The sequence below is a fragment of the Polynucleobacter paneuropaeus genome, assembly GCF_003261235.1.
GTDB classification, from domain to species: domain Bacteria; phylum Pseudomonadota; class Gammaproteobacteria; order Burkholderiales; family Burkholderiaceae; genus Polynucleobacter; species Polynucleobacter paneuropaeus.
Genome location: NZ_CP030085.1, coordinates 1,136,570 through 1,161,080, shown reverse-complemented (window position 1 = coordinate 1,161,080; position 24,511 = coordinate 1,136,570). Strand labels below are relative to the sequence as shown.

At 46.7% G+C, this 24,511-nt stretch carries 27 protein-coding genes; 17 read left to right on the top strand and 10 right to left on the bottom strand.

Annotated elements, in window-relative coordinates; translation table 11 throughout:
* Positions 1–31 precede the first annotated feature (31 nt).
* Genes fabZ through Pas1_RS06105 form a run of 5 tightly spaced genes read left to right on the top strand, consistent with a single transcriptional unit; the run spans position 32 to position 3,898 of the window.
* Positions 32–481, top strand: coding sequence for a 3-hydroxyacyl-ACP dehydratase FabZ (fabZ, locus tag Pas1_RS06125; RefSeq protein WP_112203565.1), 450 nt, complete (start codon positions 32–34; stop codon positions 479–481).
* On the top strand, positions 481–1,278 hold the full coding sequence (lpxA, locus tag Pas1_RS06120; protein ID WP_112203567.1) for an acyl-ACP--UDP-N-acetylglucosamine O-acyltransferase: 798 nt from the start codon (positions 481–483) through the stop codon (positions 1,276–1,278). The genes fabZ and lpxA overlap by 1 nt, the downstream gene beginning before the upstream one ends.
* Positions 1,279–2,490 carry a lipid-A-disaccharide synthase gene (gene lpxB, locus Pas1_RS06115; RefSeq protein WP_404824877.1) on the top strand — a complete coding sequence of 404 codons (1,212 nt, stop codon included), beginning with the start codon at positions 1,279–1,281 and terminating at the stop codon, positions 2,488–2,490.
* On the top strand, positions 2,487–3,080 hold the full coding sequence (rnhB, locus tag Pas1_RS06110; protein WP_112294774.1) for a ribonuclease HII: 594 nt from the start codon (positions 2,487–2,489) through the stop codon (positions 3,078–3,080). The genes lpxB and rnhB overlap by 4 nt, the downstream gene beginning before the upstream one ends.
* The gene (locus Pas1_RS06105; protein WP_112294773.1) at positions 3,077–3,898 is read left to right on the top strand and encodes a TrmH family RNA methyltransferase; all 822 of its coding nucleotides are present in this window, start codon (positions 3,077–3,079) and stop codon (positions 3,896–3,898) included. The genes rnhB and Pas1_RS06105 overlap by 4 nt, the downstream gene beginning before the upstream one ends.
* A gap of 5 nt (positions 3,899–3,903) precedes the next feature.
* On the opposite strand, the gene ppsR is transcribed toward Pas1_RS06105, so the two are convergent.
* Positions 3,904–4,731 (bottom strand): posphoenolpyruvate synthetase regulatory kinase/phosphorylase PpsR, encoded by an 828-nt coding sequence (ppsR, locus tag Pas1_RS06100; RefSeq protein ID WP_112203574.1) that lies wholly within the window; start codon positions 4,729–4,731, stop codon positions 3,904–3,906.
* A gap of 107 nt (positions 4,732–4,838) precedes the next feature.
* On the opposite strand from ppsR, the gene ppsA reads away from it, so the two are divergent.
* Positions 4,839–7,235, top strand: coding sequence for a phosphoenolpyruvate synthase (ppsA, locus tag Pas1_RS06095; protein ID WP_192874750.1), 2,397 nt, complete (start codon positions 4,839–4,841; stop codon positions 7,233–7,235).
* Positions 7,236–7,260: 25 nt separating this feature from the next.
* Here the strand turns inward: ppsA and Pas1_RS06090 are convergent, their stop codons facing one another.
* The 5 genes from Pas1_RS06090 to smpB all read right to left on the bottom strand — a co-directional run bounded on the left by Pas1_RS06090 (position 7,261) and on the right by smpB (position 11,957).
* Positions 7,261–8,133, bottom strand: a complete 873-nt coding sequence (locus tag Pas1_RS06090; protein WP_112237842.1) for a peptidase — start codon at positions 8,131–8,133, stop codon at positions 7,261–7,263.
* A 56-nt stretch (positions 8,134–8,189) separates the two neighbouring features.
* Complete coding sequence (locus Pas1_RS06085) at positions 8,190–8,993, bottom strand: transglutaminase family protein (protein WP_225971592.1); 804 nt, start codon at positions 8,991–8,993, stop codon at positions 8,190–8,192.
* 3 nt (positions 8,994–8,996) lie between these two features.
* Positions 8,997–9,977: an alpha-E domain-containing protein gene (locus Pas1_RS06080; protein WP_112203580.1), complete on the bottom strand. Its 981-nt coding sequence runs from the start codon at positions 9,975–9,977 to the stop codon at positions 8,997–8,999.
* 11 nt (positions 9,978–9,988) lie between these two features.
* A complete protein-coding gene (locus Pas1_RS06075) occupies positions 9,989–11,401 on the bottom strand; it encodes a circularly permuted type 2 ATP-grasp protein (RefSeq protein ID WP_112203582.1) in 1,413 nt (470 codons plus the stop codon).
* A gap of 103 nt (positions 11,402–11,504) precedes the next feature.
* Positions 11,505–11,957 carry an SsrA-binding protein SmpB gene (gene smpB / locus Pas1_RS06070; protein WP_112203584.1) on the bottom strand — a complete coding sequence of 151 codons (453 nt, stop codon included), beginning with the start codon at positions 11,955–11,957 and terminating at the stop codon, positions 11,505–11,507.
* 24 nt (positions 11,958–11,981) lie between these two features.
* Between smpB and Pas1_RS06065 the strand changes: the two genes are divergently transcribed.
* Genes Pas1_RS06065 through Pas1_RS06015 form a run of 11 tightly spaced genes read left to right on the top strand, consistent with a single transcriptional unit; the run spans position 11,982 to position 20,475 of the window.
* On the top strand, positions 11,982–12,413 hold the full coding sequence (locus tag Pas1_RS06065; protein ID WP_112203586.1) for a type II toxin-antitoxin system RatA family toxin: 432 nt from the start codon (positions 11,982–11,984) through the stop codon (positions 12,411–12,413).
* The gene (locus Pas1_RS06060; RefSeq protein WP_112203588.1) at positions 12,406–12,744 is read left to right on the top strand and encodes an RnfH family protein; all 339 of its coding nucleotides are present in this window, start codon (positions 12,406–12,408) and stop codon (positions 12,742–12,744) included. Before Pas1_RS06065 ends, Pas1_RS06060 begins: the two co-directional genes overlap by 8 nt.
* A gap of 26 nt (positions 12,745–12,770) precedes the next feature.
* A complete protein-coding gene (guaB, locus tag Pas1_RS06055; RefSeq protein ID WP_112294772.1) occupies positions 12,771–14,237 on the top strand; it encodes an IMP dehydrogenase in 1,467 nt (488 codons plus the stop codon).
* A 23-nt stretch (positions 14,238–14,260) separates the two neighbouring features.
* The gene (guaA, locus tag Pas1_RS06050; protein WP_112203591.1) at positions 14,261–15,868 is read left to right on the top strand and encodes a glutamine-hydrolyzing GMP synthase; all 1,608 of its coding nucleotides are present in this window, start codon (positions 14,261–14,263) and stop codon (positions 15,866–15,868) included.
* A 5-nt stretch (positions 15,869–15,873) separates the two neighbouring features.
* Positions 15,874–16,575 (top strand): hypothetical protein, encoded by a 702-nt coding sequence (locus Pas1_RS06045; RefSeq protein ID WP_112294771.1) that lies wholly within the window; start codon positions 15,874–15,876, stop codon positions 16,573–16,575.
* On the top strand, positions 16,551–17,276 hold the full coding sequence (locus Pas1_RS06040) for a hypothetical protein (RefSeq protein ID WP_112294770.1): 726 nt from the start codon (positions 16,551–16,553) through the stop codon (positions 17,274–17,276). The genes Pas1_RS06045 and Pas1_RS06040 overlap by 25 nt, the downstream gene beginning before the upstream one ends.
* A gap of 22 nt (positions 17,277–17,298) precedes the next feature.
* Positions 17,299–17,952: a 7-carboxy-7-deazaguanine synthase gene (queE, locus tag Pas1_RS06035; protein ID WP_112294769.1), complete on the top strand. Its 654-nt coding sequence runs from the start codon at positions 17,299–17,301 to the stop codon at positions 17,950–17,952.
* 24 nt (positions 17,953–17,976) lie between these two features.
* Positions 17,977–18,435: a 6-carboxytetrahydropterin synthase QueD gene (gene queD, locus Pas1_RS06030; protein WP_112237855.1), complete on the top strand. Its 459-nt coding sequence runs from the start codon at positions 17,977–17,979 to the stop codon at positions 18,433–18,435.
* A 2-nt stretch (positions 18,436–18,437) separates the two neighbouring features.
* Positions 18,438–18,893, top strand: a complete 456-nt coding sequence (gene tadA, locus Pas1_RS06025; RefSeq protein ID WP_112294768.1) for a tRNA adenosine(34) deaminase TadA — start codon at positions 18,438–18,440, stop codon at positions 18,891–18,893.
* Entirely contained in the window at positions 18,890–19,831 is a 942-nt protein-coding gene (locus Pas1_RS06020; RefSeq protein WP_112203621.1) for an LD-carboxypeptidase, read from the top strand. Before tadA ends, Pas1_RS06020 begins: the two co-directional genes overlap by 4 nt.
* A gap of 11 nt (positions 19,832–19,842) precedes the next feature.
* Positions 19,843–20,475 carry an SOUL family heme-binding protein gene (locus Pas1_RS06015; protein WP_225971591.1) on the top strand — a complete coding sequence of 211 codons (633 nt, stop codon included), beginning with the start codon at positions 19,843–19,845 and terminating at the stop codon, positions 20,473–20,475.
* 3 nt (positions 20,476–20,478) lie between these two features.
* Here Pas1_RS06015 and Pas1_RS06010 read toward each other — a convergent pair whose 3' ends face one another.
* The 4 genes from Pas1_RS06010 to Pas1_RS05995 are packed head-to-tail and all read right to left on the bottom strand — an operon-like array spanning position 20,479 to position 24,466.
* Entirely contained in the window at positions 20,479–21,354 is an 876-nt protein-coding gene (locus Pas1_RS06010; RefSeq protein ID WP_112203623.1) for a 23S rRNA (adenine(2030)-N(6))-methyltransferase RlmJ, read from the bottom strand.
* 3 nt (positions 21,355–21,357) lie between these two features.
* Positions 21,358–22,140, bottom strand: coding sequence for a phosphatase PAP2 family protein (locus tag Pas1_RS06005; RefSeq protein ID WP_112203625.1), 783 nt, complete (start codon positions 22,138–22,140; stop codon positions 21,358–21,360).
* A 4-nt stretch (positions 22,141–22,144) separates the two neighbouring features.
* Positions 22,145–23,404 (bottom strand): glycosyltransferase family 9 protein, encoded by a 1,260-nt coding sequence (locus tag Pas1_RS06000; protein WP_112294767.1) that lies wholly within the window; start codon positions 23,402–23,404, stop codon positions 22,145–22,147.
* Between the two features lie 9 nt (positions 23,405–23,413).
* Positions 23,414–24,466 carry a lysylphosphatidylglycerol synthase transmembrane domain-containing protein gene (locus Pas1_RS05995; RefSeq protein ID WP_112294766.1) on the bottom strand — a complete coding sequence of 351 codons (1,053 nt, stop codon included), beginning with the start codon at positions 24,464–24,466 and terminating at the stop codon, positions 23,414–23,416.
* Positions 24,467–24,511: the final 45 nt, after the last annotated feature.

Below are 24,511 nucleotides of genomic sequence, written 5' to 3'. Positions count from 1 at the left end.
GCAGAGTAAAACGTTTTGAATTGGGTAAATTATGAGTAAATCAACTGGAATCGACATCAACAAAATCTTAAAGTTGTTGCCGCATCGCTACCCATTTTTATTAGTAGACCGTGTATTAGAAATCACTCCTCGCGTGAGCATTACTGCTCTTAAGAATGTCACCATGAATGAGCCATTCTTTCAGGGGCATTTTCCTGATTTTCCAGTGATGCCAGGAGTGCTAATTATTGAGGCCTTGGCACAAACGGCAGCGCTACTGACTTTTTCAGAAGAGCGTGCTGAGGATGCGGTTTACTATTTTGCTGGAATTGATGGCGCAAGGTTTAAAAAACCCGTACTACCAGGTGATCAACTCATCATGACGGCAACGCTGGAACGTGAGCGTGCAGGTATTTATAAATTCCAAGTGCAGGCAACTGTTGATGGAGAGCTAGCAGCAGAGGCCAATATTACTTGCGCAGTGCGTTCGAAGGGCGCGTAATGAGTTTGATTCATGCGACAGCAATCGTCGACTCAAAGGCTCAGCTGGCTGAGAATGTAGAGCTTGGCCCATATTGCGTGATTGGCCCAAACGTCACGATTGGTGCTGGAAGCAAGATTGGATCACACACTGTGATTGAAGGCCACACCACTATTGGTAAAGATAATCATATCGCTAGCTTTGCTGCCGTAGGTGGTCCCCCCCAAGATATGAAGTACCGTGGTGAGCCTACGCAATTACTGATTGGTGACCGTAATACCATTCGCGAGTTCACTACCATTCATACTGGGACTGCTCAAGATGCTGGTATTACCAGGATCGGAAACGACAACTGGATCATGGCCTATGTGCATATTGCACATGATTGTCAAGTTGGCGACCATACTATTTTTTCAAGTAATGCCCAGATTGCAGGCCATGTTCAAGTCAAGGACTGGGCCATTATGGGTGGTATGTCTGGAGTCCATCAGTTTGTCCGTATTGGTCAGCATGTCATGCTGGGGGGCGCTTCGGTTTTAGTACAAGATATTCCGCCGTTTGTGATTGCGGCAGGTGATAAAGCAACACCTCACGGAATTAATGTCGAGGGTCTCAAGCGCCGAGGATTCTCAAGCGAAACGATTTCTGCATTACGCCAAGCTTATAAAACTTTGTATAAAGATGGCCTAAGCTTTGAAGAAGCGAAGTCCGAGCTACAAAAGATGGTCAGTAATCATGCAGCGGATCCGGCTACAGCAGAGAAGCTTGCTGAGTTTCATGACTTTATTGCCGCTTCTACGCGCGGCATTATTCGGTAAATTGACTTGCCCAAATTAGCTTGCGTTGCTGGCGAGCCCTCTGGTGATTTGTTAGCAGCACCAGTACTGAGTGCTTTAAATCAAATTCCGGATATGGCGGACCTCGAGGTCTATGGCATCGGTGGTCCTCTTATGCAGGCTCAGGGATTTCGCTCAGACTGGCCAATGGAAACCTTGAGTGTTCGTGGTTATGTTGAGGCGATTCAGCAGTTGCCAGCTATTCTGAGGCTTCGTAAAGAGCTGATTCATACTTTGCTGACGGAGAATCGGCCAGACGTGTATTTAGGGATTGATGCGCCTGACTTTAATTTGGGCGTTGAAATGCAATTACGCAAAGCGGGCATTCCAATCTTACATTTTGTATCACCATCGATCTGGGCATGGCGGGCAGGGCGAATCAAAAAGATTGCACAGGCAGTCGACCGCATGCTCTGTATCTTTCCTTTTGAAACGGCGATTTATGAGCGTGCTGGCATCGCTGCAACGTATGTGGGTCACCCCTTGGCGAGCGACATTCCTTTGCAACCTGACACATCAGGCGCTAGACAAAAGCTCTCTCAATTGCTGCACTTGAGTTCAGACAAGCTCGATGGAACTGTAGTTGCGGTTCTTCCTGGAAGTCGTGGCTCTGAGATTGAATTGATTGCCCCTATATTTTTTGACACCATGGCTGTGCTGGCAAATAAATTAAAGGGCCAAAAGCTCTATTTTTTGATTCCAGTGGCAACGGCTCGTTTACGAGCGCCGTTAGAGGCTCTCAAATCTCAATTACAAAATCAATATCCTGAAATTCAGATTCATCTTATTGATGGGCAGGCTGACTTAGTTCTTGAGGCTGCAGATGTCGTACTCATTGCTAGCGGTACCGCTACCTTGCAAGCAGCGCTTTGGAAGAAACCCATGGTGATCTCTTATAAGGTGCCCTGGTTAACGGGGCAGATTATGAAGCGTCAGGGATATCTTCCATACGTGGGCTTACCGAATATTCTTTGCGGTGAGTTCGTAGTACCAGAGCTTTTGCAAAATGAGGCAAAACCAGAAGCACTGGCGAACGCTTTAATGACTTGGCTAGAAAATCCAAATAAAGTGACTCAGTTAAAAAGTCGCTTTACTGAGATGCATGAAACTTTACGTCGACCAACTGGTCTTTTGGTAGCGCAAGCTGTCACCCATGAAATCCAGTCTAAACACGCCCAGTCGAAATCCAAATGAGCGCTATCTGGATCTGCGGCGTCGATGAAGCAGGGCGTGGCCCCCTGGTAGGTTCGGTAGTGGCTGGAGCAGTGATACTCGATCCTGATCAACCGATTATGGGTTTAAAGGATTCCAAGAAATTGTCCCCAGCCAGACGAGAGAATTTGTATGCAGAGATCATACTCAAGGCGAAAGCTTGGGGCATTGGTGAAGCCAGCGCTCAAGAGATCGATCAAATCAACATTTTGCAAGCTACCATGCTTGCAATGCAGAGAGCGGTTGAAGACTTGGTGAAAAAGTTTGGCCAGTGGCCACATAAAGCCTTAATTGATGGTAACCGTTGCCCTAAATTACCTATTGCATCAGAAGCAATTGTGAAGGGAGATGCAAAAGAGCCTGCAATCTCTGCTGCCTCTATTCTGGCTAAAGTCACGCGTGACCATCAAATGCAGAGTCTGCATGCGCTTTATCCGCATTACGGTTTTGCGCAGCATATGGGCTATCCTACCGAAGCGCACTTTGCAGCACTCAAGCAGTATGGAGCATGCAATGAGCATCGCAGAACTTTCTCCCCTGTACGGGCAATACTTGAAGGATCTAGCAAATGAATCCAGAAGTCATTAGTTCTAAAGACAATCCGCTATTTAAAGAATTACGCCTGCTGCAAGCCTCAGGTAGCAAAGGTCAAAAAGCGAGACTAGCAAGTGGACATGCCTTGTTGGAAGGCATTCACTTAATTCAGACTTGGGCGGGCGACCCGGCCCTAAAGACCCTATTGACCTCAGAGCATGGTCTGATGAATTCTGAAATTACTGAAGTCGTAGCTCATCATCTTGAAGTCTGCCCAGATACCAAGATCTATTTGTTAGACAGTAAGCTATGGGACTTGCTGAGTGACTTAGTTAATGCGCCACACCTTGCTGGATTATTCAGTTTGCCAAAATCAGTGCTCCAGCCAGAATCCGCATCTACTCTGAGTGGCGATGTGCTCATCTTGGATCGGATTCAAGACGCGGGTAATGTTGGCTCGATATTACGGACTGCAGCAGCGGCTGGCTTTACTCAAGTACTGGCCCTAAGCGGTACAGCACATCTTTGGTCAAGCAAGGTCTTAAGAGCGGCCATGGGCGCGCACCGGCTGTTAGATCTTTACGAGGGTTGGTCCAATCAACAAATGCTTAGCGCAGTTGAGGCGCCATTACTCGCAACGAGTGCAGATGGGCAAAGTGATTTGTATGAAATGAACGGCGCCCTCCAAAAGCCAGTTGCTTGGGTGATGGGTAGTGAGGGTCAGGGGGTCTCAGAAGAGATCCTGGCACAAGCCAAAACCATATCGATTCCAATTGATCCCAGAGTAGAGTCTTTGAATGTTTCGACTGCAGCGGCGATTTGCTTATTTGAAACGCTCAGAATCCGCAGATCTTAAGCGCTTTAGCCGAGAATCGTTTTATCCGCTTTAATTGCTTGTAAAACTGTGGTGGCAATCTCTTCAATCGATTTGCTTGTAGTGCTCACCCACGGAATAGATTCTTTCTTTAGCATCGCAGTTGCTTCATTAATTTCATAACGACAATTTTCTAGCTTGGCGTAGTTACTTCCAGGGCGCCGCTCATTGCGGATTTCTGAAAGACGCTCAGCATCAATCATCAGACCAAAGATTTTTTGGCGATAGGGTAGTAAATCTTTGGGTAATTGACCGCGCTCAAAATCTTCAGGGATTAATGGGTAGTTGGCTGCTTTCAAGCCATACTGCATGGCTAAATATAGGCTGGTTGGGGTCTTGCCTACCCGAGATATGCCCACCAAGATGACATCAGCCTCAGTCAGTTTGAGATTGGACTGCCCGTCATCGTGGGCTAAGGAGTAGTTAATTGCCTCAATCCGGTTTTTATAAGCTGCAGTATCCGCATTGTGGTGAAGCCGGTTCATCGCATGGGTAGATTTAATGCCGAGGGCATGTTCAAGGGGGGCCACAAAGGTCTGAAACATATCCAAAATCAGGCCATTGGCTTTTCCCACAATGGAATTGAGTTCTGGGTTAACTAGGGTAGTAAAAACAATGGGTTGCACGCCATACTTAGAGGCGGCTTGATTAATGTTACTAACCGCGTCATGGGCTTTTTCAGAGGTATCCACAAAAGGGATCCGAATCTGCCTAAAAGTGGCCTCAAATTGCGCCAAAATCGATTGACTGAAGTTCTCGGCGGTGATGCCAGTTCCATCTGAAACAATGAAAACAATGCGGGATTCGTTGGACATGATTTTGGGTCTTTGGGTCGGGGTCAGCACTACAATAATACGTTAATGAAGTATGCCGTATTTAGTGCGGCCGCTCGACCAGTTTCCTTATCTTTAGAGAGTAGTTTATGTCCAACCAACAACAGCAAAACAGCAGTATGGCGCAAGCCTATGTTTTACCTTTTGAGCAGCTCCGCATGACCGATGTTGAATCCGTCGGTGGTAAGAATGCCTCCTTAGGAGAAATGATTTCACAGTTAGCAAGCACCGGGGTTCGTGTACCTACCGGTTTTGCCACTACTGCACTAGCATTTCGAGATTTCTTACAACACAACAATCTCACTGAGAGAATTCAGAAGCGTTTAGAGAATCTGAATATTGATGATGTTCGTGCTTTAGCTGAAGCCGGTGCAGAAATTCGTCATTGGATTGAGACTGCGCCATTTCAGCCCCGTCTGGATGAAGAAATTCGCACCGCTTTTAAGAAATTAGACGACTCCGGCAAGGGCTCCTTTGCGGTCCGCTCCTCAGCTACTGCTGAGGATCTTCCAGATGCCTCATTTGCTGGTCAACAAGAGACCTTCTTAAACGTCGAAGGTATTGATGATGTTCTGAAGAAGATTCGTGAAGTGTTTGCTTCGCTTTATAACGATCGTGCAATCTCATATCGAGTGCACAAAGGCTTTGCTCATGCCGAGGTAGCATTGTCAGCTGGTATTCAGCGCATGGTACGTTCTGACTTGGGTGCTGCGGGTGTGATGTTTACTTTGGATACCGAATCTGGCTTTGAAGATGTGGTTTTCATTACCTCAAGCTATGGCTTAGGTGAGACTGTGGTGCAGGGCGCGGTTAATCCAGATGAGTTCTATGTTTTCAAAACTACCTTGGCACAAAACAAGAAAGCGATTATTCGCCGTTCTTTGGGATCAAAACTGATTCAAATGCAATTTGCTCCAGCAGGCTCTGTTGAGAAAGTGGTGACTGTTGACGTTACCCCAGAAAAACGCAACCGTTTTTCTTTGGAAGACGCAGATATTACAGAGTTAGCAAAATACGCTGTCATCATTGAAAAGCATTACGGTCGTCCGATGGATATCGAGTGGGGTAAGGATGGTCAAGATGGCCGTATCTATATTTTGCAAGCGCGCCCAGAGACCGTGAAGAGTCAAGCTGCCGGACAAGTGGAAATGCGTTACAAATTGAAGGGTAGCTCTAAGGTTTTAGCTAAGGGCCGAGCCATTGGTCAAAAGATCGGTGGTGGTCCGGTCAGAATCATTCGTGATCCTAGCGAGATGGATCGTGTTCAGCCTGGCGACGTATTAGTAGCCGATATGACCGACCCTAACTGGGAGCCCGTAATGAAGCGTGCTTCTGCGATTGTGACCAATCGTGGTGGTCGTACCTGTCACGCTGCGATTATTGCGCGTGAGTTGGGTGTTCCAGCAGTAGTCGGTTGCGGTGATGCTACCGATCAACTCCAAGATGGTATGGTTGTTACGGTATCTTGTGCTGAAGGTGACGAAGGTCATATTTATGATGGCTTGATTGAAACGGAAGTCACTGAAGTTTCTCGAGGCGCCTTGCCGGAGATTCCTGTCAAGATCACCATGAACATCGGTAATCCTCAGTTGGCGTTCGATTTCTGCCAGATTCCGAATGCAGGTGTCGGCTTAGCGCGTCTTGAGTTCATTATTAATAATTACATTGGTGTTCATCCCCGTGCTGTATTGGAATATCCCAATGTAGATCCTGATCTCAAGCGTGCTGTTGAGAGCGTGGCGCGAGGCTATGCCAGCCCACGCGCTTTTTACGAAGACAAGCTAGTTGAGGGTGTAGCCACTATCGCTGCAGCTTTCTATCCCAAGCCAGTTATCGTTCGTTTATCCGACTTCAAATCCAATGAGTACAAGAAACTGATTGGTGGTTCACGTTATGAGCCTGATGAAGAAAATCCGATGCTTGGTTTCCGGGGTGCCTCACGTTATATATCTGAAGATTTTGGTGAAGCATTTGCCTTAGAGTGCGCGGCGATGAAACGCGTGCGCGAAGATATGGGCCTAGATAATGTTGAAATCATGGTGCCATTCGTACGCACTATCAAGCAAGCGCAGCGTGTGATTGGTATGATGGAAAAGCTGGGCCTCAAGCGTGGTGTTAATGGCTTGCGCCTCATCATGATGTGCGAGATTCCTTCAAATGCGATTTTGGCTGATGAGTTCCTCGAATACTTCGATGGCTTCTCGATTGGATCAAATGATATGACCCAGCTTACCTTGGGACTAGACCGCGATTCTGGAATGGAATTATTGGCGATTGACTTTGATGAACGCGATCCTGCAGTTGAGTTCATGATTGCGCGATCGATTGAAGCTTGCCGTAAGCAAAATAAATATGTCGGTATTTGCGGTCAAGGACCTTCTGACCATCCGGACTTTGCACGCTGGTTGGTTGCTAAAGGGATTACATCAATTTCTCTGAACCCGGATAGCGTGGTTGCTACATGGGAGATGTTGGGTAAGCAGTAAACCCAAGCTAAGACACAGAGGCGACTTACTTGGACCTAGTCTTGGTAGTCGCCTTTTTTGTTGCCCCTTTTTTGCTGGGCCTGCTAGTTGGCAAACTCTTTTTTACACCCTTATGAATTAATACTGGCCCCATCTTTTTGGTTGGGGCGGTAATAGAGGGCCCACGGCCCGTATTATTCCAGCTAGGCTCAATAATGGCATTGAAAGCAGCGCGAAGTTTTTCACCCCAGAGTTTATGAATCATCTCGAAATAGGGATTGGCATCATCGATGGTTACAAGCTTGCTGGCCTTCAAGGAATTCTTTTCGTACACCAATAAATCCAGCGGTAGACCAACCGAGATATTACTTTTCAGAGTCGAGTCCATCGAGATGAGGGCGCATTTAGTGGCTAAATTGAGTGGGGTATCAAAAGTGATCACACGATCCAAGATCGGCTTACCGTATTTAGACTCACCAATCTGAAAGTAGCAGGTCTCTGGTGTTGCTTCAATGAAATTACCTGCAGAGTAAATATTAAAGAGCCTGGGTCGCTCGCCTTTGATTTGCCCGCCAAAGATGAAATTGCAATTAAATTCAAGCCCTGCTTTTTCTAAAGCTTCATGATCACGCTCATAGACTTGTTTGACAGCTTCACCGATAACTACTGCAGCATCATGTGTGCTTTGCGCATTCCATAAGTTCATGCCGTCAAACATTTGACCTTGGAGTAATATTTCTTTTACAGCCTGGCTAACGGCCAGGTTGCCAGCGCTCATCAGTGCAAAAAAACGATTCTGATCTTTTTGAAAGAGGGCCATTTTGCGGAAGGTGCCAATCTGATCAACACCTGCATTGGTTCTGGTATCGGATAAAAAGACTAGACCGTCTTTTAAACATAAGCCTACGCAATACGTCATAGCAAACTTCCTAAAAATGATTTCTTGGGATTATCGCCTAAGACTAAAACTGAGGTTCAAAGGACTTGTTGTATGGAAATACTAGCGCTGAGCTCCTCGCCACCACCACCAGAACGTACCCCTTTAACAGGAGCAGCTGAATAGTAATCTCGTCCAATGGCCAGTCGAATGTGGCGGGCATCGGCTAAGCAAGCATGGGTGATATCAATACTTTGCCATATTCCTTGATCGATATCACTACAAAAATCAATCCAAGCGTGGCTCGCTAAATTTGGAGATTCTTCTGCAAAGAAATATCCACTAACGTAGCGCGCAGGAATGCCCGAGAATCGGCAAAGACCCAGCATCACGTGCGCGTGATCCTGACAAACACCAGACTTCAAGGCAAATGATTGTGCGGCAGTCGTTGCAAAATTGGTTTCACCAGGGCGATAGGCAATCGTAGCCTGTACAGCGCTAGCTAATTTAAGAACTGATTCAATCGTGTTGTTCTTTGGCAGATTCTTCTCGAAGAAAGAGAGCATTTCTTGGGTGGGCTCAGTCAAATGGGTTTGCTGGAGCAGGTAGAAAGGTGAGACAGCCTTTGGCGTATCAATAAATTCATAAGCATCTTGAGTATGGATTTCTCCCTCGGCCTCAATCATCATTGAGGTATAGGGGCTCTCTTGCACAAAGACGCTACACAGATTGCCAAAAGCATCATGTGAAGTGCTGGCTTTAATTGGCGTTCCCACTTTCCAGCGCTCAATTTTTTGGCCTGCAGTTTGAGGTGGGGTGAGGCGTAATTCCTGAATGGAATACCGTACGGGAGTTTCGTAGCGATACTCAGTGCGGTGGCGGATCTTTAAATGCATGGTCATTTTTTAATTCGAAGCCAATGGAATGAGGTATGCGGTGCTAAATTCATCGGCGATATGGTTAATTCTTTCAAGGAAAGACTCAATAAATTCTTCGAGACCTTGGGAGAAAACTTCATCAATATCTGAGTAATCCAGGCTGGCCTTGAGTTTTCCCAGTAACCTTTCAATTTCTCTTGACTGATTATTTTCCACTTCAGCAATCAATGAGATGAGTTCATTCACGCAACAGACTAGCGAGCGAGGCATCTGTTTATTGAAAATCAATAATTGAGCAACCTGTTTAGGCACGACTTGGTCAGAGTAAATCTGACGATAGATTTCAAAAGCGGAGACAGAGCGCAATAGAGCTGCCCAGTGGTAGAAATCAAAAAAACTTCCACCATCTTCATTATCACCACCATTATTTTGAGCTCGCAGAACTTTCAGACTAGCCTGATCTTCATACTTGGTCTCTAAAATACGGGCGGTATTATCAGCCCGCTCCAAGAGAGTACCGATATTAATAAAGTAAAAGGATTCATTTTTGAGCATCGTACCGTACATGACCCCGCGGAAGAGGTGACAACGGTGTTTGACCCAATCGAGCAAACGACTAGGATCCGCTTGGTCCCTGGCCTCCAAAATGCGTTGAAGCTCAAGCCAAGTCGTATTTTGGGTTTCCCAAACTTCGGATGTAATTTTTCCTCGAATGACACGTGCATTCTCACGCGCAGCATATAAACAAGAAACGATGCTGGAGGGATTGCTGGTCTCGTAAATCATAAAGTCCAAGACATTCTCGCGATTAATGACATCGTACTTACTCAAGAAGTCTGCTTCCAATTTAGAAATCGTCAGCAATTTTTTCCAGCTTTGCTCCAGAAATTCTGCTGGCTGTGGAAGTAAAGAGGTTTGGTGATTGACGTCGAGCATACGTGCAGTATTTTCTGCACGCTCGGTGTAACGAGCCATCCAATATAAGCAATCTGCTGTGCGGCTTAACATAGGCTCTTCTCTTATTCTTCCAAGACCCAGGTGTCTTTGGTACCACCACCTTGGGAGGAGTTAACCACCAAAGAACCCTCTTTTAAAGCAACCCGAGTGAGGCCACCAGGAACCATCTTGATCGTTTTGCCGGATAGTACAAAGGGTCTCAAATCAATATGACGAGGTGCTACGCCGGATTCAACAAATGTAGGGCAGGTTGATAGAGCGAGCGTGGGCTGAGCAATATATTTATCGGGATTAGCGATGAGATGAGCTCTAAATTCTTCAATCTCTCCTCTACTAGCTGCGGGGCCTACTAACATGCCATAGCCACCCGCGCCGTGCGTTAACTTCACCACCAATTTATCGAGGTTGGCTAAGGTATAGGCCAGGTCATCAGGCTTGCGACATTGAAACGTAGGTACATTATTGAGGATCGGCTTTTCACCTAAATAGAACTCAATCATGTCTGGTACGTATGGGTAGATCGACTTGTCATCTGCAATACCAGTACCAATTGCATTGGCTAAAGTGACATTGCCAGCTCGATAGGCGGATAAGAGTCCAGCAACACCGAGTGTGGAATCAGAGCGGAAAGAGAGTGGGTCCAAGAAGTCATCGTCAACCCGGCGATAAATGACGTCTACTCGCTCTGGACCTTGGGTGGTGCGCATAAAGACCTGCTCGTTCTTTACAAACAAATCCTTGCCTTCGACTAGCTCAACACCCATTTGTTGCGCTAAGTAGCTGTGCTCGAAATAGGCGGAGTTATACATGCCTGGTGTGAGTACAACGACATTGGGTTTTTTAACATCTTCAGGCTTAACCGATTTAAGACACTCCAACAGTAAGTCAGGGTAGTGCTCTACAGGCGCTACGCGATATTTTTGAAAGAGATCCGGAAAGAGCCGCATCATCATCTTGCGATCTTCCACCATATATGACACCCCCGAAGGAACACGCAAGTTGTCTTCTAAGACGTAGAACTCACCTTCACCTGCTCGCACAATATCAATGCCTGCAATTTGTGCATAGATGTCTCTGGGAATATTGACATTGCGCATCTCAGGCCGATATTGCGCATTGTTGAAGATTTGTTCAGCTGGAATAATCCCCGCTTTAATGATGTCTTCTTCGTGATAAACGTCGTAGATAAATCGGTTGAGGGCTTTTACGCGTTGACGTAAACCTTTTTCTAATTGCGCCCATTCTTTGGCTGCAAAGATCCGAGGCACTTGATCAAATGGGATTGTTCTTTCCGAGCCCAAATCATCGCCATAGACCGCAAAGGTGATGCCCACTCTACGAAAGATCAGGTCAGCCTCAGCACGCTTGAGACCCATCAGGGTATCGCTTTGCTGTTTTAGCCAGTTATGGAATATCTGGTAGTGGGGACGCGCTTTACCGGCAGCATCGAGCATCTCATCGAAAGGCAATTTCATAATGACAAACTAACGCCTTTGAGATGACAACAATGTAAAGAGGGGAGCGGCTTGGTGCCATATTGCACCAATATGGGGAAAATAGGCCTAGTCTAAGCGATTTCTAGCTATTGAGGTCGCCACGAGCGATTCGACCTTTTTGGACTTCCCACTCACGCTCTTTGGTTGCCGCACGTTTGTCATGCTGTTTTTTACCCCTGGCTAACCCAATCTCGCATTTCACATTACCTTTCGAGAAATGGAGATTAATTGGAACCAGGGTATAGCCCTTTTGTTCAACCTTGCCGATGAGCTTACGGATCTCTATCGCATTGAGGAGTAATTTACGGGTCCGGGTGTTATCGGGAACGATATGGCTGGACGCAGAAAGAAGCGGGGCAATATGAGCGCCAATCAGAAAAAGCTCCGCCTGGCGAATGACGACATACGCTTCTTTAATTTGGGCGCGACCTGCACGGATGGCCTTGACTTCCCAGCCTTCTAGAACCAGACCCGCCTCGAACCGTTCCTCGATAAAATAATCGAAGAAGGCTTTTTTGTTATCGACGATACTCATATTTTTACCTTCTCACGATCGATTATGGCAGACGTCCACAAGACCGTTTTAATTGACCAATCTGCAGAGCGCATGTATGGCTTGGTCACTGATGTGGCTAGCTACCCCGAGTTTTTACCTTGGTGTGGTGGGGTAGAGATTTTTGAGCAAACCGATACTGTCTTGGATGCCAAAATTCATATTCAATTTAAGGGAATTTCCCAATTTTTTCATACCCGCAATACCAATCATCGACCAGACTCAATAGATATGGTGTTTGTAGATGGCCCATTTAAACGTTTTTCTGGCCAATGGAAATTCATCTCACTTCGCGAAGATGCCTGCAAGGTGGAATTCACCCTGGAGTGGGAGTTTAAGAATGTCCTGCTCGATAAGGTCATTGGCCCTGTTTTTGGCTATATCGCCGGGACCTTTGTGGAGTGCTTTGTGAAGCGGGCTGAGGATCTCGATGCTTGAGATTTGGATTTGCGATGCCCGAGGCGAAGTGCCAAAGATCACCCCATTCCAACTCACTTTAGCGCCCAATGAAAAGGCCACTGTAGGCCTGGCTTTGCAAAAAGCCGGTATTGCTACCGGGCCAAACGACCCTGTTTTAGCCAGAAAGGGCTGTTTTGGGGTGTTTGGTAAGCGCAAGGATTGGGATAGTCCGATTTATGCTGGCGATCGCCTAGAGCTCTATTCCGCCTTATTAATAGATCCCAAAACCGTCCGTCGGAAAAAGGCAAATCAAAACCAGGATGCCAAATTTCAGGCTGCGGCCTCTAGAAGAAAGGCAAGGAGGCTATAATCTGTTTTTGCGACTAGGGGTTTTGCATGCGACTCATTCAAAAAGCACTCACTTTTGACGATGTGCTCCTCGTGCCGGCTTATTCATCGGTGCTCCCTCGAGACGCCAATTTGGCGACTCAACTCACTCGAAGTATTTCACTCAACACGCCTTTAGTATCCGCAGCAATGGATACCGTCACGGAAGGTCGATTGGCAATTGCCATGGCCAGCGAAGGCGGTATTGGCATTGTTCATAAAAACCTTTCACCTGCAGAGCAGGCTCGTGAAGTAGCTAAAGTCAAACGCTATGAATCTGGTGTCTTGCGTGATCCAATTACGATCGGACCATCGGTGACCGTTCGTCAAGTGATGCAGTTATCCCGCGAGCATGGATTTTCGGGTTTCCCAGTTCTTGAAGGAAAAACAGTCGTTGGCATTATTACCAATCGCGACTTACGCTTCGAAGAAGATTTAGATGCACCTGTTAAATCGAAGATGACTCCTCGTGAACGTTTGATTACGGTTAAAGAGGGCGCGAGCTTAGAAGAAGCCAAACGCTTGATGAGTAAACATCGCTTAGAGCGCGTATTGGTTGTCAATAATGCTTTTGAGCTGCGCGGCCTGATTACGGTTAAAGATATTTTGAAGGCCACTGAACATCCTAATGCCTGTAAAGATAGCGAAGGTAAATTACGGGTCGGTGCTGCGGTAGGTGTCGGTCCCGATAACGATGAGCGCGTTGAGCTTTTGGTGCGTGCAGGCGTCGATGTGATCGTGGTGGATACTGCTCACGGGCATAGTCAGGGCGTGCTTGATCGCGTTCAGTGGGTCAAGAAAAATTATCCTCAGGTCCAAGTGATTGGCGGTAATATTGCAACCGGTGAGGCTGCTAAGGCTCTGGCCGATCATGGTGCTGACGGCGTCAAGGTTGGTATTGGGCCTGGTTCGATTTGTACTACTCGCATTGTTGCGGGTGTTGGTGTTCCCCAAATTACAGCGATTGTGAATGTGTCTAACGCACTCAAGGGTACTGGTATCCCACTGATTGCTGATGGCGGTATTCGCTATTCTGGCGATGTCTCTAAAGCATTGGCAGCGGGCGCTAATTCAGTAATGATGGGTGGTATGTTTGCAGGAACTGAAGAAGCGCCAGGTGAAGTGTTCCTCTATCAAGGACGTTCATACAAGAGTTATCGTGGCATGGGTTCTTTGGGCGCCATGACAGATGGTTCTGCAGATCGCTATTTCCAAGGCGACATCAGCGCAGCCAATGCGGAGAAACTGGTTCCCGAAGGAATTGAAGGACAAGTTCCTTACAAAGGTAGTGTTCTGACCATCTTGCATCAATTAACGGGTGGTATTCGTTCTTCCATGGGCTATTTGGGTTGCAAAACGATCAATGAGCTGCATGAGAAAGCCAATTTTGTGGAAATCACAAGTGCAGGTGTACGCGAGTCGCATGTTCATGATGTGAAGATCACTAAGGAAGCGCCGAATTACCACATCGACTAAGACTTCATAAGGCAGCCTCCTTCGTGCACGATAAGATACTGATTCTCGACTTTGGCTCACAAGTAACCCAGCTCATTGCCAGACGTGTACGTGATGGAAAAGTCTATTCTGAAATCCATCCTTACGATTGTGATCCCAAATTCATTCGCCGCTTCGTTCTAGAAGAGGGCTGTAAAGGCATCATTCTGTCAGGTGGCCCCAACTCTGTAACCGAGCCAGGCAGCCCAAGAGCCCCAAATATTGTTTTTGAACTGGGCGTTCCTGTGCTGGGGATTTGCTACGGTATGCAAACTATGGCAACCCAATTGGGCGGTGCTGTGGCGTCCGCTGAGTCCTTAGGCAAAGCCCGTGAGTTTGGTTACTCAGAAGTGCGTGCCCATGGTCATACTGCTCTACTCAAAGGCATTCAAGACTTCTCTACTAGCGAAGGTCACGGTATTCTGAAAGTATGGATGAGTCACGGCGATTCTGTTACCAGCTTGCCAGAGTCTTTTCAGTTGATGGCTTCAACAGAGTCTTGTCCAATCGCCGGTATGGCAGATGAAAAGCGTAAATTTTATGCCTTTCAGTTTCATCCAGAAGTCACTCATACGCTTCAAGGCACCGCAATCATTAACCGCTTTGTACATGAGATTTGCGGCTGCAAACCAGATTGGGTGATGGGTGATTACATCAGCGAAGCTGTAGAAAAAATCCAGAAGCAGGTTGGTAAGGAAGAAGTCATTCTTGGTTTATCCGGCGGCGTCGATTCAAGCGTTGCTGCCGCCTTAATTCATAGGGCGATTGGCGATCAGCTGACTTGTGTATTTGTGGATCATGGTTTGCTGCGTCTTAACGAAGGCGATATGGTGATGGAGATGTTTGCCCGCAATCTTGGAGTGAAGGTGATACGGGTCGATGCTGCCCCCAAATTTATGTCTGAGCTTGCTGGTGTTGCTGATCCTGAAGCTAAGCGAAAAATTATCGGCAAGGAATTTGTTGAAATCTTCCAGAGTGAATCAGCTAAGGTTAAAAACGCGAAATGGTTAGCTCAGGGAACGATTTATCCAGACGTCATTGAGTCTGCAGGTAAAGGCAAGAAGGGCGCGCATACGATTAAGAGCCACCATAATGTGGGCGGTTTACCAGAAGATATGCATCTCAAGTTACTAGAGCCCTTACGCGAATTATTTAAGGATGAAGTGAGAGAGCTTGGCGTTGCTCTTGGCTTGCCAAGAGAGATGGTCTATCGCCACCCCTTCCCAGGTCCTGGTCTTGGTGTTCGTATCTTGGGCGAAGTAAAAGAAGAGTTTGCCAAATTATTACAACGTGCTGATGCCATTTTTATTGAAGAACTACGCAATACGATTGATCAGCAAAGTGGAAAATCCTGGTATGACTTAACCAGTCAGGCCTTTGCAGTCTTCTTGCCAGTGAAATCGGTTGGCGTCATGGGTGATGGTAGAACCTATGAGTATGTTGTTGCCCTAAGAGCTGTACAAACTCAAGACTTTATGACTGCACATTGGGCTCACTTGCCACACGAACTCTTGGGCAAGGTTTCCAATCGCATCATCAATGAAGTGCGTGGCATCAATCGAGTGGTCTACGACATTAGCGGTAAACCACCAGCAACCATAGAGTGGGAATAAATCATATGAATCTATTACAGCGCACCTCTACCCTTGCTTGGGTTTTGGCCATTACTGCTTGCGCAGCTCCGTTGGGTTATGAGACAGGTAACTCAATATCTACTCCTAACCCTTTGCCAACCGTGCGCGCTCCTCAAGTGGGCCAAGAATGGGTTTACTCTAAGAAGAATGTATTTAATGGCAAAGAGTTAGGCATTATTACTGAGCGAGTCTCTAGCGTTGGCGCTCAGATCACGATCACCAGAACAACTGCTGATGGTGGTCAATTACCTTCAGAAATCCAGGGGCCATGGGGAATGATCTCTACTGATCCCCATTGGACTCGAGTCATTAGCTACAGCCCAGCCATTCCTTTGTGGCCACAAAATCTTTCAGGCAATTCGAGTAAGCAAGCTAATACAAAGTATCAAATCACTGGCTATGATGGCAATTTCTATAACTGGAATTTATATATGAGCTCCAATGGCTGGCAGCAAATTACTGTTCCAGCCGGAACCTTTACTGCACTGCGTTTCCAGAACCTGATTTATTTTGAAAATGCTGATCCCAATAAAGTGGATTGCGTACGTAAAGAAACCATTTGGTTTGCCCCACAAATTGGTCGTTGGGTTGCCCGTGAGTCAACCGGCTCCTGCAAGATTCAAGGGCAGATTAACAATGAGTCACTTGAGGACACTACCCAGTGGCAGCTCCAGAGTTACAAGTAAATCTCACACGTAGGGCATTACTGCTCACTGCAGCATCTCTGCCGGTAGCATGCCTCTCTTCATTGCCATTTCCGCAAGGGGTAAGTGAGCCTCAGCCTTTTGATATTCATATGCGGCCACCGCAGGTTGGCCAAGAGTGGGTATACAGCATTAAAAATGTTTTCAATGGCTTGCTAATGGATACAGTTACTGAGCGTGTTGAGGCGGTAGGTGCACAAATTCGGATTTCCCGAGTTGGTCAAAAGCTGGGTGTGTTGCCCGATGAGATTCAAAGCCCTCGGGGATATATCTTGCAAGATCCCCATTGGAACCCACCCCAGCAATTTCAGAAACCGATGCCACTATGGCCTGAGCAACTTAGAGCCGGTTGGTCTGGGTTTTATCAAACTCGCTATATCGTGCCTGGTTATCCCGATAATTCCTATTATTGGAGCGAAAATATCAATACTCAATCTTGGCAAAGAATACAAGTGCCCGCGGGCGATTTTCTGACGCTCAAGTATCACGTGAATGCCCCTAATTTTGAGAGCAATGATTTTTCTCGTATAGCAAATTGGCGTGATGAAGATATCTGGTTATCACCAAAAATTGGGCGCTGGGTCATTAGAAGAAGTTCAGGTCGATATTTATTGCCAGGCTATAACATTGCCGCAGCTCTCTGGGAAGATTACCTTGAAAGCGAACTGCTCTCTTGGAAATAATCTCACTTCCACTTGATTGACTATGTATACCATTAAAGAACTTTTTCCAACCCTACAAGGTGAGGGCGCACATACGGGGCGAGCTGCAGTCTTTTGTCGTTTCACTGGATGTAACTTGTGGAGTGGGCGCGAGGAAGATCGAGCTACTGCAGTCTGCCAGTTTTGCGATACTGATTTTGTAGGCTTTGATGGTGATGGTGGTGGAAAGTTTGAAACTGCCGAAAGCCTAGCTGCTGCAATTGAACTTGCGTGGCTCTCAACTAAGGCTGGCCCACAACAACGTTACGTTGTCTTCACCGGTGGAGAGCCTTTGCTCCAGTTGGATAAAGCTTTAATTGATGCGCTTCATCACAAGGCTTTTGAGGTAGCAATTGAAACTAATGGCACTCTCAAGGTGCCTGCAGGTGTTGACTGGGTTTGCGTAAGTCCTAAAGCAGGGGCTGACTTGGTTGTACTTCAAGCAGACGAAATGAAGTTGGTTATTCCACAGGTAGGACATGACAATCTAGAAAATTTACTCGGCCGCTTTGAGAAAATGGATTACCGTAATCGCTTTTTGCAGCCGATGGATGGCGCTCAGTTGGCAGAAAATACCCAATTAGCCATTCAACTGTGTCAAAAACGCCCATTATGGCGTCTGAGCATGCAAACTCATAAGATAATTGGCATTCGGTAAATACTCACAGAAAAACAATTCCTCATGAAGCCAGCACCCATATCTATTACCCGTCGACTTGAGTTTGATGCAGGTCATCGCATTCCGAATCATGATGGCCAGTGCAAACATCTTCATGGACATCGCTACGCGATTGAGCTTACCTTATCGGGCGAAATTGCTAATCATCCAGGTCAAGCCGATGACGGCATGGTCTTAGACTTCGCTGATATCAAACGTTTGAGTAATCAATACGTTGTTGAGCCATGGGATCATGCATTCTTAGTAGCCAAAGAAGACCAAGGCTTGGTGGATTTTCTGAACAGTTTGCCCAATCACAAGACGGTAGTCATGGAACATGTCCCTACAGTGGAAAACTTGGCACAAGCTGCGTTCAACATCTTATCTCCGCTATTTGATAAAGCCTTTGCTGGACGCTTACAACTTACAGCGATTCGGCTTTATGAAACCCCCAATTGCTGGGCAGACGTCCATCGTCCTTAATCATGTCTAGCGAGCTTGATCACCAGTTCATGATGCAAGCATTAGAGCAGGCCAAACTCGCTGCTCAAGCTGGGGAGGTTCCAGTTGGCGCGGTCTTGGTCCATAACGGGGCAGTCATTTCTAAAGCATTTAATCGTCCTATTGGTAATCACGATCCAAGTGCGCATGCAGAAATGCTGGCCCTCAGATCTGCTGCTGGTGAGATACAAAATTATCGCTTGCCTGGCAGTACCCTGTACGTCACTCTAGAGCCCTGTGTGATGTGTGCCGGGGCGATGCTCCATGCTAGAGTAGATAGAGTCGTATTTGGTGCTCGAGACCCTAAGACTGGTGCAGCTGGCAGTGTGGTGGATATTTTCTCGATCAATCAATTGAATCATCAGACAACAGTCGATGGTGGCGTACTAGAGTCGGAGTGCGGTCAAGCGCTAAAAGATTTCTTTAAGGAGCGGCGTTGAAAAAAATTCATGTAATTGCTCCTTCAGGCGCAAACCCAGAACCGCAAAGTCCTTTTGCTGCTATTGAATGGTTTAAGCGGCAAGGTTTTGAGGTTCAAAATACCGATTGCGTTGAGCGAAGACATCAGCGCTTCTCTGGAAAAGATGCAGAGCGCCTATCTGAGCTCAATCAAATCGGAAAGCTCTCTGGAGAGCATCTTGTTTTAGCCATGCGAGGTGGATATGGCTTACACCGCTTATTGCCCGATATTGAATGGCAGCAAATTGCAAACGCCATTCAAAATGGACTTCAGGTATGTGGCCATAGCGACTTTACTGTCTTCCAATTGGGTTTACTGGCAAAAACTGGCGCAGTCTCCTTAGCGGGCCCTATGCTCAACTACGACTTTGGGCCTAAAGAGAGCCAAGCTGAAATTATCCCTGACCCATTGATGTGGAAACACTTTCAGGCAGCGATTCAGGATCGTCAATTGGATTGCAAAGTAGAGGCTCAGCAGAGTTATTTAGGTAAATCTACCGCAGGAGAGCTAACTGGAACCCTCTGGGGTGGCAATTTAACGATTCTGTGCAGCCTAGTTGGAACTCCATATTTCCCAGCGCAAAAGCAAATACAGGGCGGCATTCTGTTTCTAGAGGATGTGAACGAGCATCCTTATCGAATCGAACGTAATTTAATGCAATTATTGGATGCGGGTATTCTGGGTTCCCAAAGCGCCGTCCTATTAGGTGGATTTTCTGCATATCGCCTTTTTGACCATGATCAGGGCTATGATCTCCATATGGTCTTCGAGCATCTGCGCAAGCGTCTGCCCGAAGGTATTCCGCTCTTAACGGATTTACCGTTTGGCCATCAAGCAAATAAGGTAACTTTACCTGTTGGAGCCAGCGGTAAATTAAGTTACAACTCCTCTGGCTTTGTATTGCAGTCCAAATGGTAAGTGAGTTCTCAATGAGTCAAACTAAAAAGTTACTACAAATCTGTTTAGCTGGATTAATCCTTTTCTCAGGAGCAGTTATGGCAATTGAAGAGCCAAAATATAGTGTGCTTGAGCAGTCTGGCCCATTTGAACTCCGAGCCTACGAGCCAAAGATCATTGCTGAGGTGAGGGTGAAGGGTGATATGAGTGAGGCCTCCAGTGCCGGCTTTAGACTCATTGCAGCTTATATCTTTGGAAAAAATCAGTCTAAAGAAAAAATTGAGATGACCATTCCAGTCATTGTCGAACCTAAAGCTGAATCTGCTGCAATGGGTTCGCCAGTCTTAATCAACGAAGGAACCAATGAGTGGCTAGTAGCCTTTGTGATGCCAAGCTCTTTTGAGCTGAGTACTCTGCCTACGCCGGTGGATGAGCAGGTCCAACTTAAAAAAATTCCAGCAGAAAATAAAGCAGTGATTACTTTCTCTGGTTTTAGTACCTATAGCAAGGTAGAGGCGAAGACGACTGAGCTTAAAGATTGGATGGCGGAAAAACGTTTGACACCTATTGGACCAGCGCAATTTGCACGTTACAACCCACCATGGACTTTACCTTTCTTACGCCGTAGTGAAATCATGTTTGACTATCGACCACAGTCGAAGTGATCTTTAGTTTTCAACGTTCTTTAAGATAAACTCCGCCCCTGAGTTTTGACCCAAGATTTTAACTAGGGTAGGCAAGGCCTCCTTAAGGTGGCCCTCAAGGGTCCAGGGGGGATTGAGAACAAACATACCGCTGGCTTGTAGACGTCGCTCTCCTGGAGAGTTCTCCACTCTCAACTCAGCTTGTAGCCAAGACCGTTTATGAGCAGTGGCGATTTTCTGCAATCTATCAGGCAGGGCAGCTGCCTCTCTTCTGGAGAGAATCGGATACCAAATGGCATAACAGCCCGTAGCAAAGCGACTTAAGGCTTCTTCTAGGGCGGATTCTAAATATCGATAGTCTTGCTTGTCTTCATAAGATGGATCAATCAGAACGAGTCCGCGGCGGCTTGGCGGGGGAACTAAACCTTTTAATCGACTAAAGCTATCCTCGTGATAAATATCAATCTGCTTAGATTGTGGGAGCTGCTGCACATTGTGGCGTAGCAAGTCAATTTCTTTGGGATGAAGCTCAAAGAGTTTCAATCGATCCTGTGGGCGCAACATTTTTGCCAAGATAAAAGGGGAGCCAGGATAAAAGGCAATCTCTTCATTCGGATTTTCAGAGGCAATCGCCTGCATATATTCACTAATGCTACTTGTGAAGACTGAATGATCTGAAGATTGAAAGTATTGATTTAAGCGAAAGATACCACCCTCAGCTTCTTTGCTCACGGCAGCAAAGCCATCACTAAGACTATAGATACCAGCTCCAGCATGAGTATCAATGATCGTTAGAGCCCCTTCTTTTTCTTGAAGATAGCTAACAAGTTGAATTAGAACAATATGTTTGAGGATGTCAGCATGGCTGCCTGCATGAAAGGCGTGTCGATAACTAAACATGAATTAGCGACTGGACTGAGTGCGCTGTGCCCGCACAAAGAGCGCTAAGGTAATTGCAATCAGTAGGGCGCAGGCATATTGCAAAGGGTGATTTAAATCCGAATCCATGGTTTGGGTGAGCAAAGGGTAGATGGTCAATAAGCCGCACAGTGCAATAAAGCGGGGCCACCACTTACTCAAGAACAGTTGACTATCGGGAATCAAGCTAGCCAGAAAAGAGCCGAGGATTCCGCACCAAAGACCAATTGCAGCTGCTACGAACTCATCACTTAACCAGTGAGCACCCACCGCGCTGCGGGATAAGCCAACCAGAGATGCTAAGGCAAATAAGCAGAGCAAAGGCTTGCGCTTATCGATTTCACAAGCAAAGTAAAGACCGCTTGCGACGGCGAAGGCCGTTAAGGTATGGCCTGATGGCATGGAGTTATAAAGTAGAGCTTCGCCAATTTGATGAAAGTCACCGCTAGCCAAAACACTTGCGGGTCTAGGTAAGTTCACCAGTGGTTTGAGAATGGCAATGGCTAAGCCGCCCAATAATCCTGCAAAGATGCCAGCACTGAGTAAGCGTGGGGCTAACAAGAGTAAAGGAAAGGCAAGCGCAAATGTGCCCCAGCCATTTCCTAAAAAGGTCAGGCCCGCCCAAATTCGATCGGGAACATTCTGTGTGATTTGATTGATGAATAGAAAACTGCTGTTCTGGATGCCACCAAAGTAGATCAGCAAGCCTAATGCTAAGGGTAGAACAGGCGCACAACATACCAACAAAGAAGGGCGTTGATATGTCATGGAATCAAGCTTGCTTAGCGAGATCGGCTGCCTGTAACTGCAACTCGACCTTTTCCATCACTTGCTTAACGCTAATGGCTTGCATACAGACATTGTTATGACAGGGGGTCTTGCGGTGGTTAGCAGCGCTGACGCAAGGCGAGCAAGCCAAGTTCGCTGTAATCGAAATCGAGTTGCCTAATGAACCATACAGTGCAGGTGTTTCTGGTCCAAATAACACGATCGTTCTCAAAGGCGTCACTGCAGAAAAATGTCCAGGACCAGAATCATTGGTCACCATGACATCCGACAGAGTATAGAGAGCGGGTAGTTCTGAGAAGCTAACTTGCCCTGCAAAATTGAGGGCATGCGCAACATTAGCAACCGACCGAACAGTTTCTACATAGGCAATCTCAGCGGGTGAACCTGTAATCAGAATCAAATCATCGGGGTAACGCTTTGCGATAGATTGAATTAATTCGGAGAAACGGGCTTGAGCCCAGCGACGTTGCGGCAGCAAATCACTGGCATTGGGGTTAATCAGAATCAGACGTTGTCTACCATGAGCAAAAGGAATGCCGGCGGAACTGGCCAACTTTACAATTCGCTCGAGCACTGCATTCTTGACCTGAGTATCAATGATGGCTTGTTCAAGTCGCACTTCCGAATCTAAAATCTGAATCTTGCTAAAAGGCACTTCAATCTCTTTGGCATAAGCCGCATGAATCAGGGATAGGAAATTCTTAGTAATGTGAATATGCGGGTTGTAATGGACCTTGCGTGTCAACATCGTGCCACGCCATAAGCCTTCACCATGAAAGATGTGATAGCCGACTCGGCGCTGGGCACCACATAAGCCAGTGAGCAGGGCAGTGAAGCGAGAGAAGAGCTCGAGATCAATGACGGTATCAATTTTGTGGCAGCGCGCAATCCATAAAAACCGTAGCGTATCTTTAATTAAGCCGCCCAAGCTGGAAGAATCGATCGTAAAAATATTCTCCGGCTTAACGGTATTAAGTAAAGATAGGCTGGCGCGATTGCTCTTGAAGATTAAGAAAAATAGTTCTGCGCCACGAGCTTGAGCGTTACGCATCGCTGGGTCCACCAAAATAGCGCTACCCATTTCGGATAATTCAATAAAGAGTAATTTTTTAGGAGCCTCAAGCGTAGGCGTAAAGAGGCTCTTAATGCGGTCGACTAATGCGACGAGAGGGCTGACTAAGGCGCACAAAGGAACACCAACCCAGTGGTCGATGGCACGCATGGTATTGACACTAATACTCATAGTTAGGCTCTAAAGAGAAGACTTTCGTTTTAATAGAATAAATGCACCGGGCAAAACACATAAAACAGTTAATGCGCCATAGCTAATCGAGGCTAGCACGGTCACAGAAGGATTAACTGCCCAGAGGGTTAGCACAGAAGAGAGGGTGGCTTCTCGTAAGCCCCATCCAGAAATACTAATTGGCAGCATTAACAATAAGCTGAGGGCTGGTAAGCCAATCATGAGGCCTTCCAAGGGAGCTTCTGCGCCATAAGCCTTGAGACAAAAACCCAGCGCCAGGATTGTAAAGAAATGAATGCTCATGGCAACTGCTGCTTGTCCAACATTGATTGGCCAAGAAAAAGCAAAACGGATACCAGGCAGAGCATCACCCAAATTCAATTTCATTAGAAACTTTTGCAAAAGATTGCGAGCAGGGGTCCAGGCCAAAATAAAAGCAATCAATAGGCCCGAGAAAATCATTATCGCCATAAGGGCATAGCCCAAGCTTGTTCCCCAGCTGGCTAAGGTTGCTCCACCCACAATTAATCCTAGGGCGCCCAATAGATTATTGCCTGCAAGGCCGAGCAGCCGATCGACAAAAACCATTGAAAAACTCAAACGCAGCTTGGGTTTTGCGTGTTCAAGATCGACTGCGTGATGAAGCTCTTCATCTAAGACTTTCTGCTCAGTAAAGTGACCTTGACCATCTAGATGACTCGCTGTGATTGCCCTGTAGCTATCACCACCAAGGGTACTAGGTAAACCTTGATTGATGAGACCACCGGCAAAGTACAGGGCGACATAATCCTTGAGACTTGCACGAAAACCAACTTGTCGCATGAGCATTCCCCAACGCAAGCCACCGCAAATAAAAGCCAACAGGATAGCCCCACCCGCTGCTGCAAACCATAAGGGCTGCATTTGGATCTCGGAGTGGATGAGGGCATCCCAATTGATACCACTGGTTGCTTTCCAAAGCAGGGCTATCGACAGCAAAATCCGGATAGTAGGCCAGGCTTTCTTCAGTAGGGACTTCCACCCAGTGCTGGGGCTGGGGGTGGCTGAGGATTGAGGATTCATAGGCCTAAGGATAATGCTTTAGGCTGCTTAGACCTTGAATTTAAA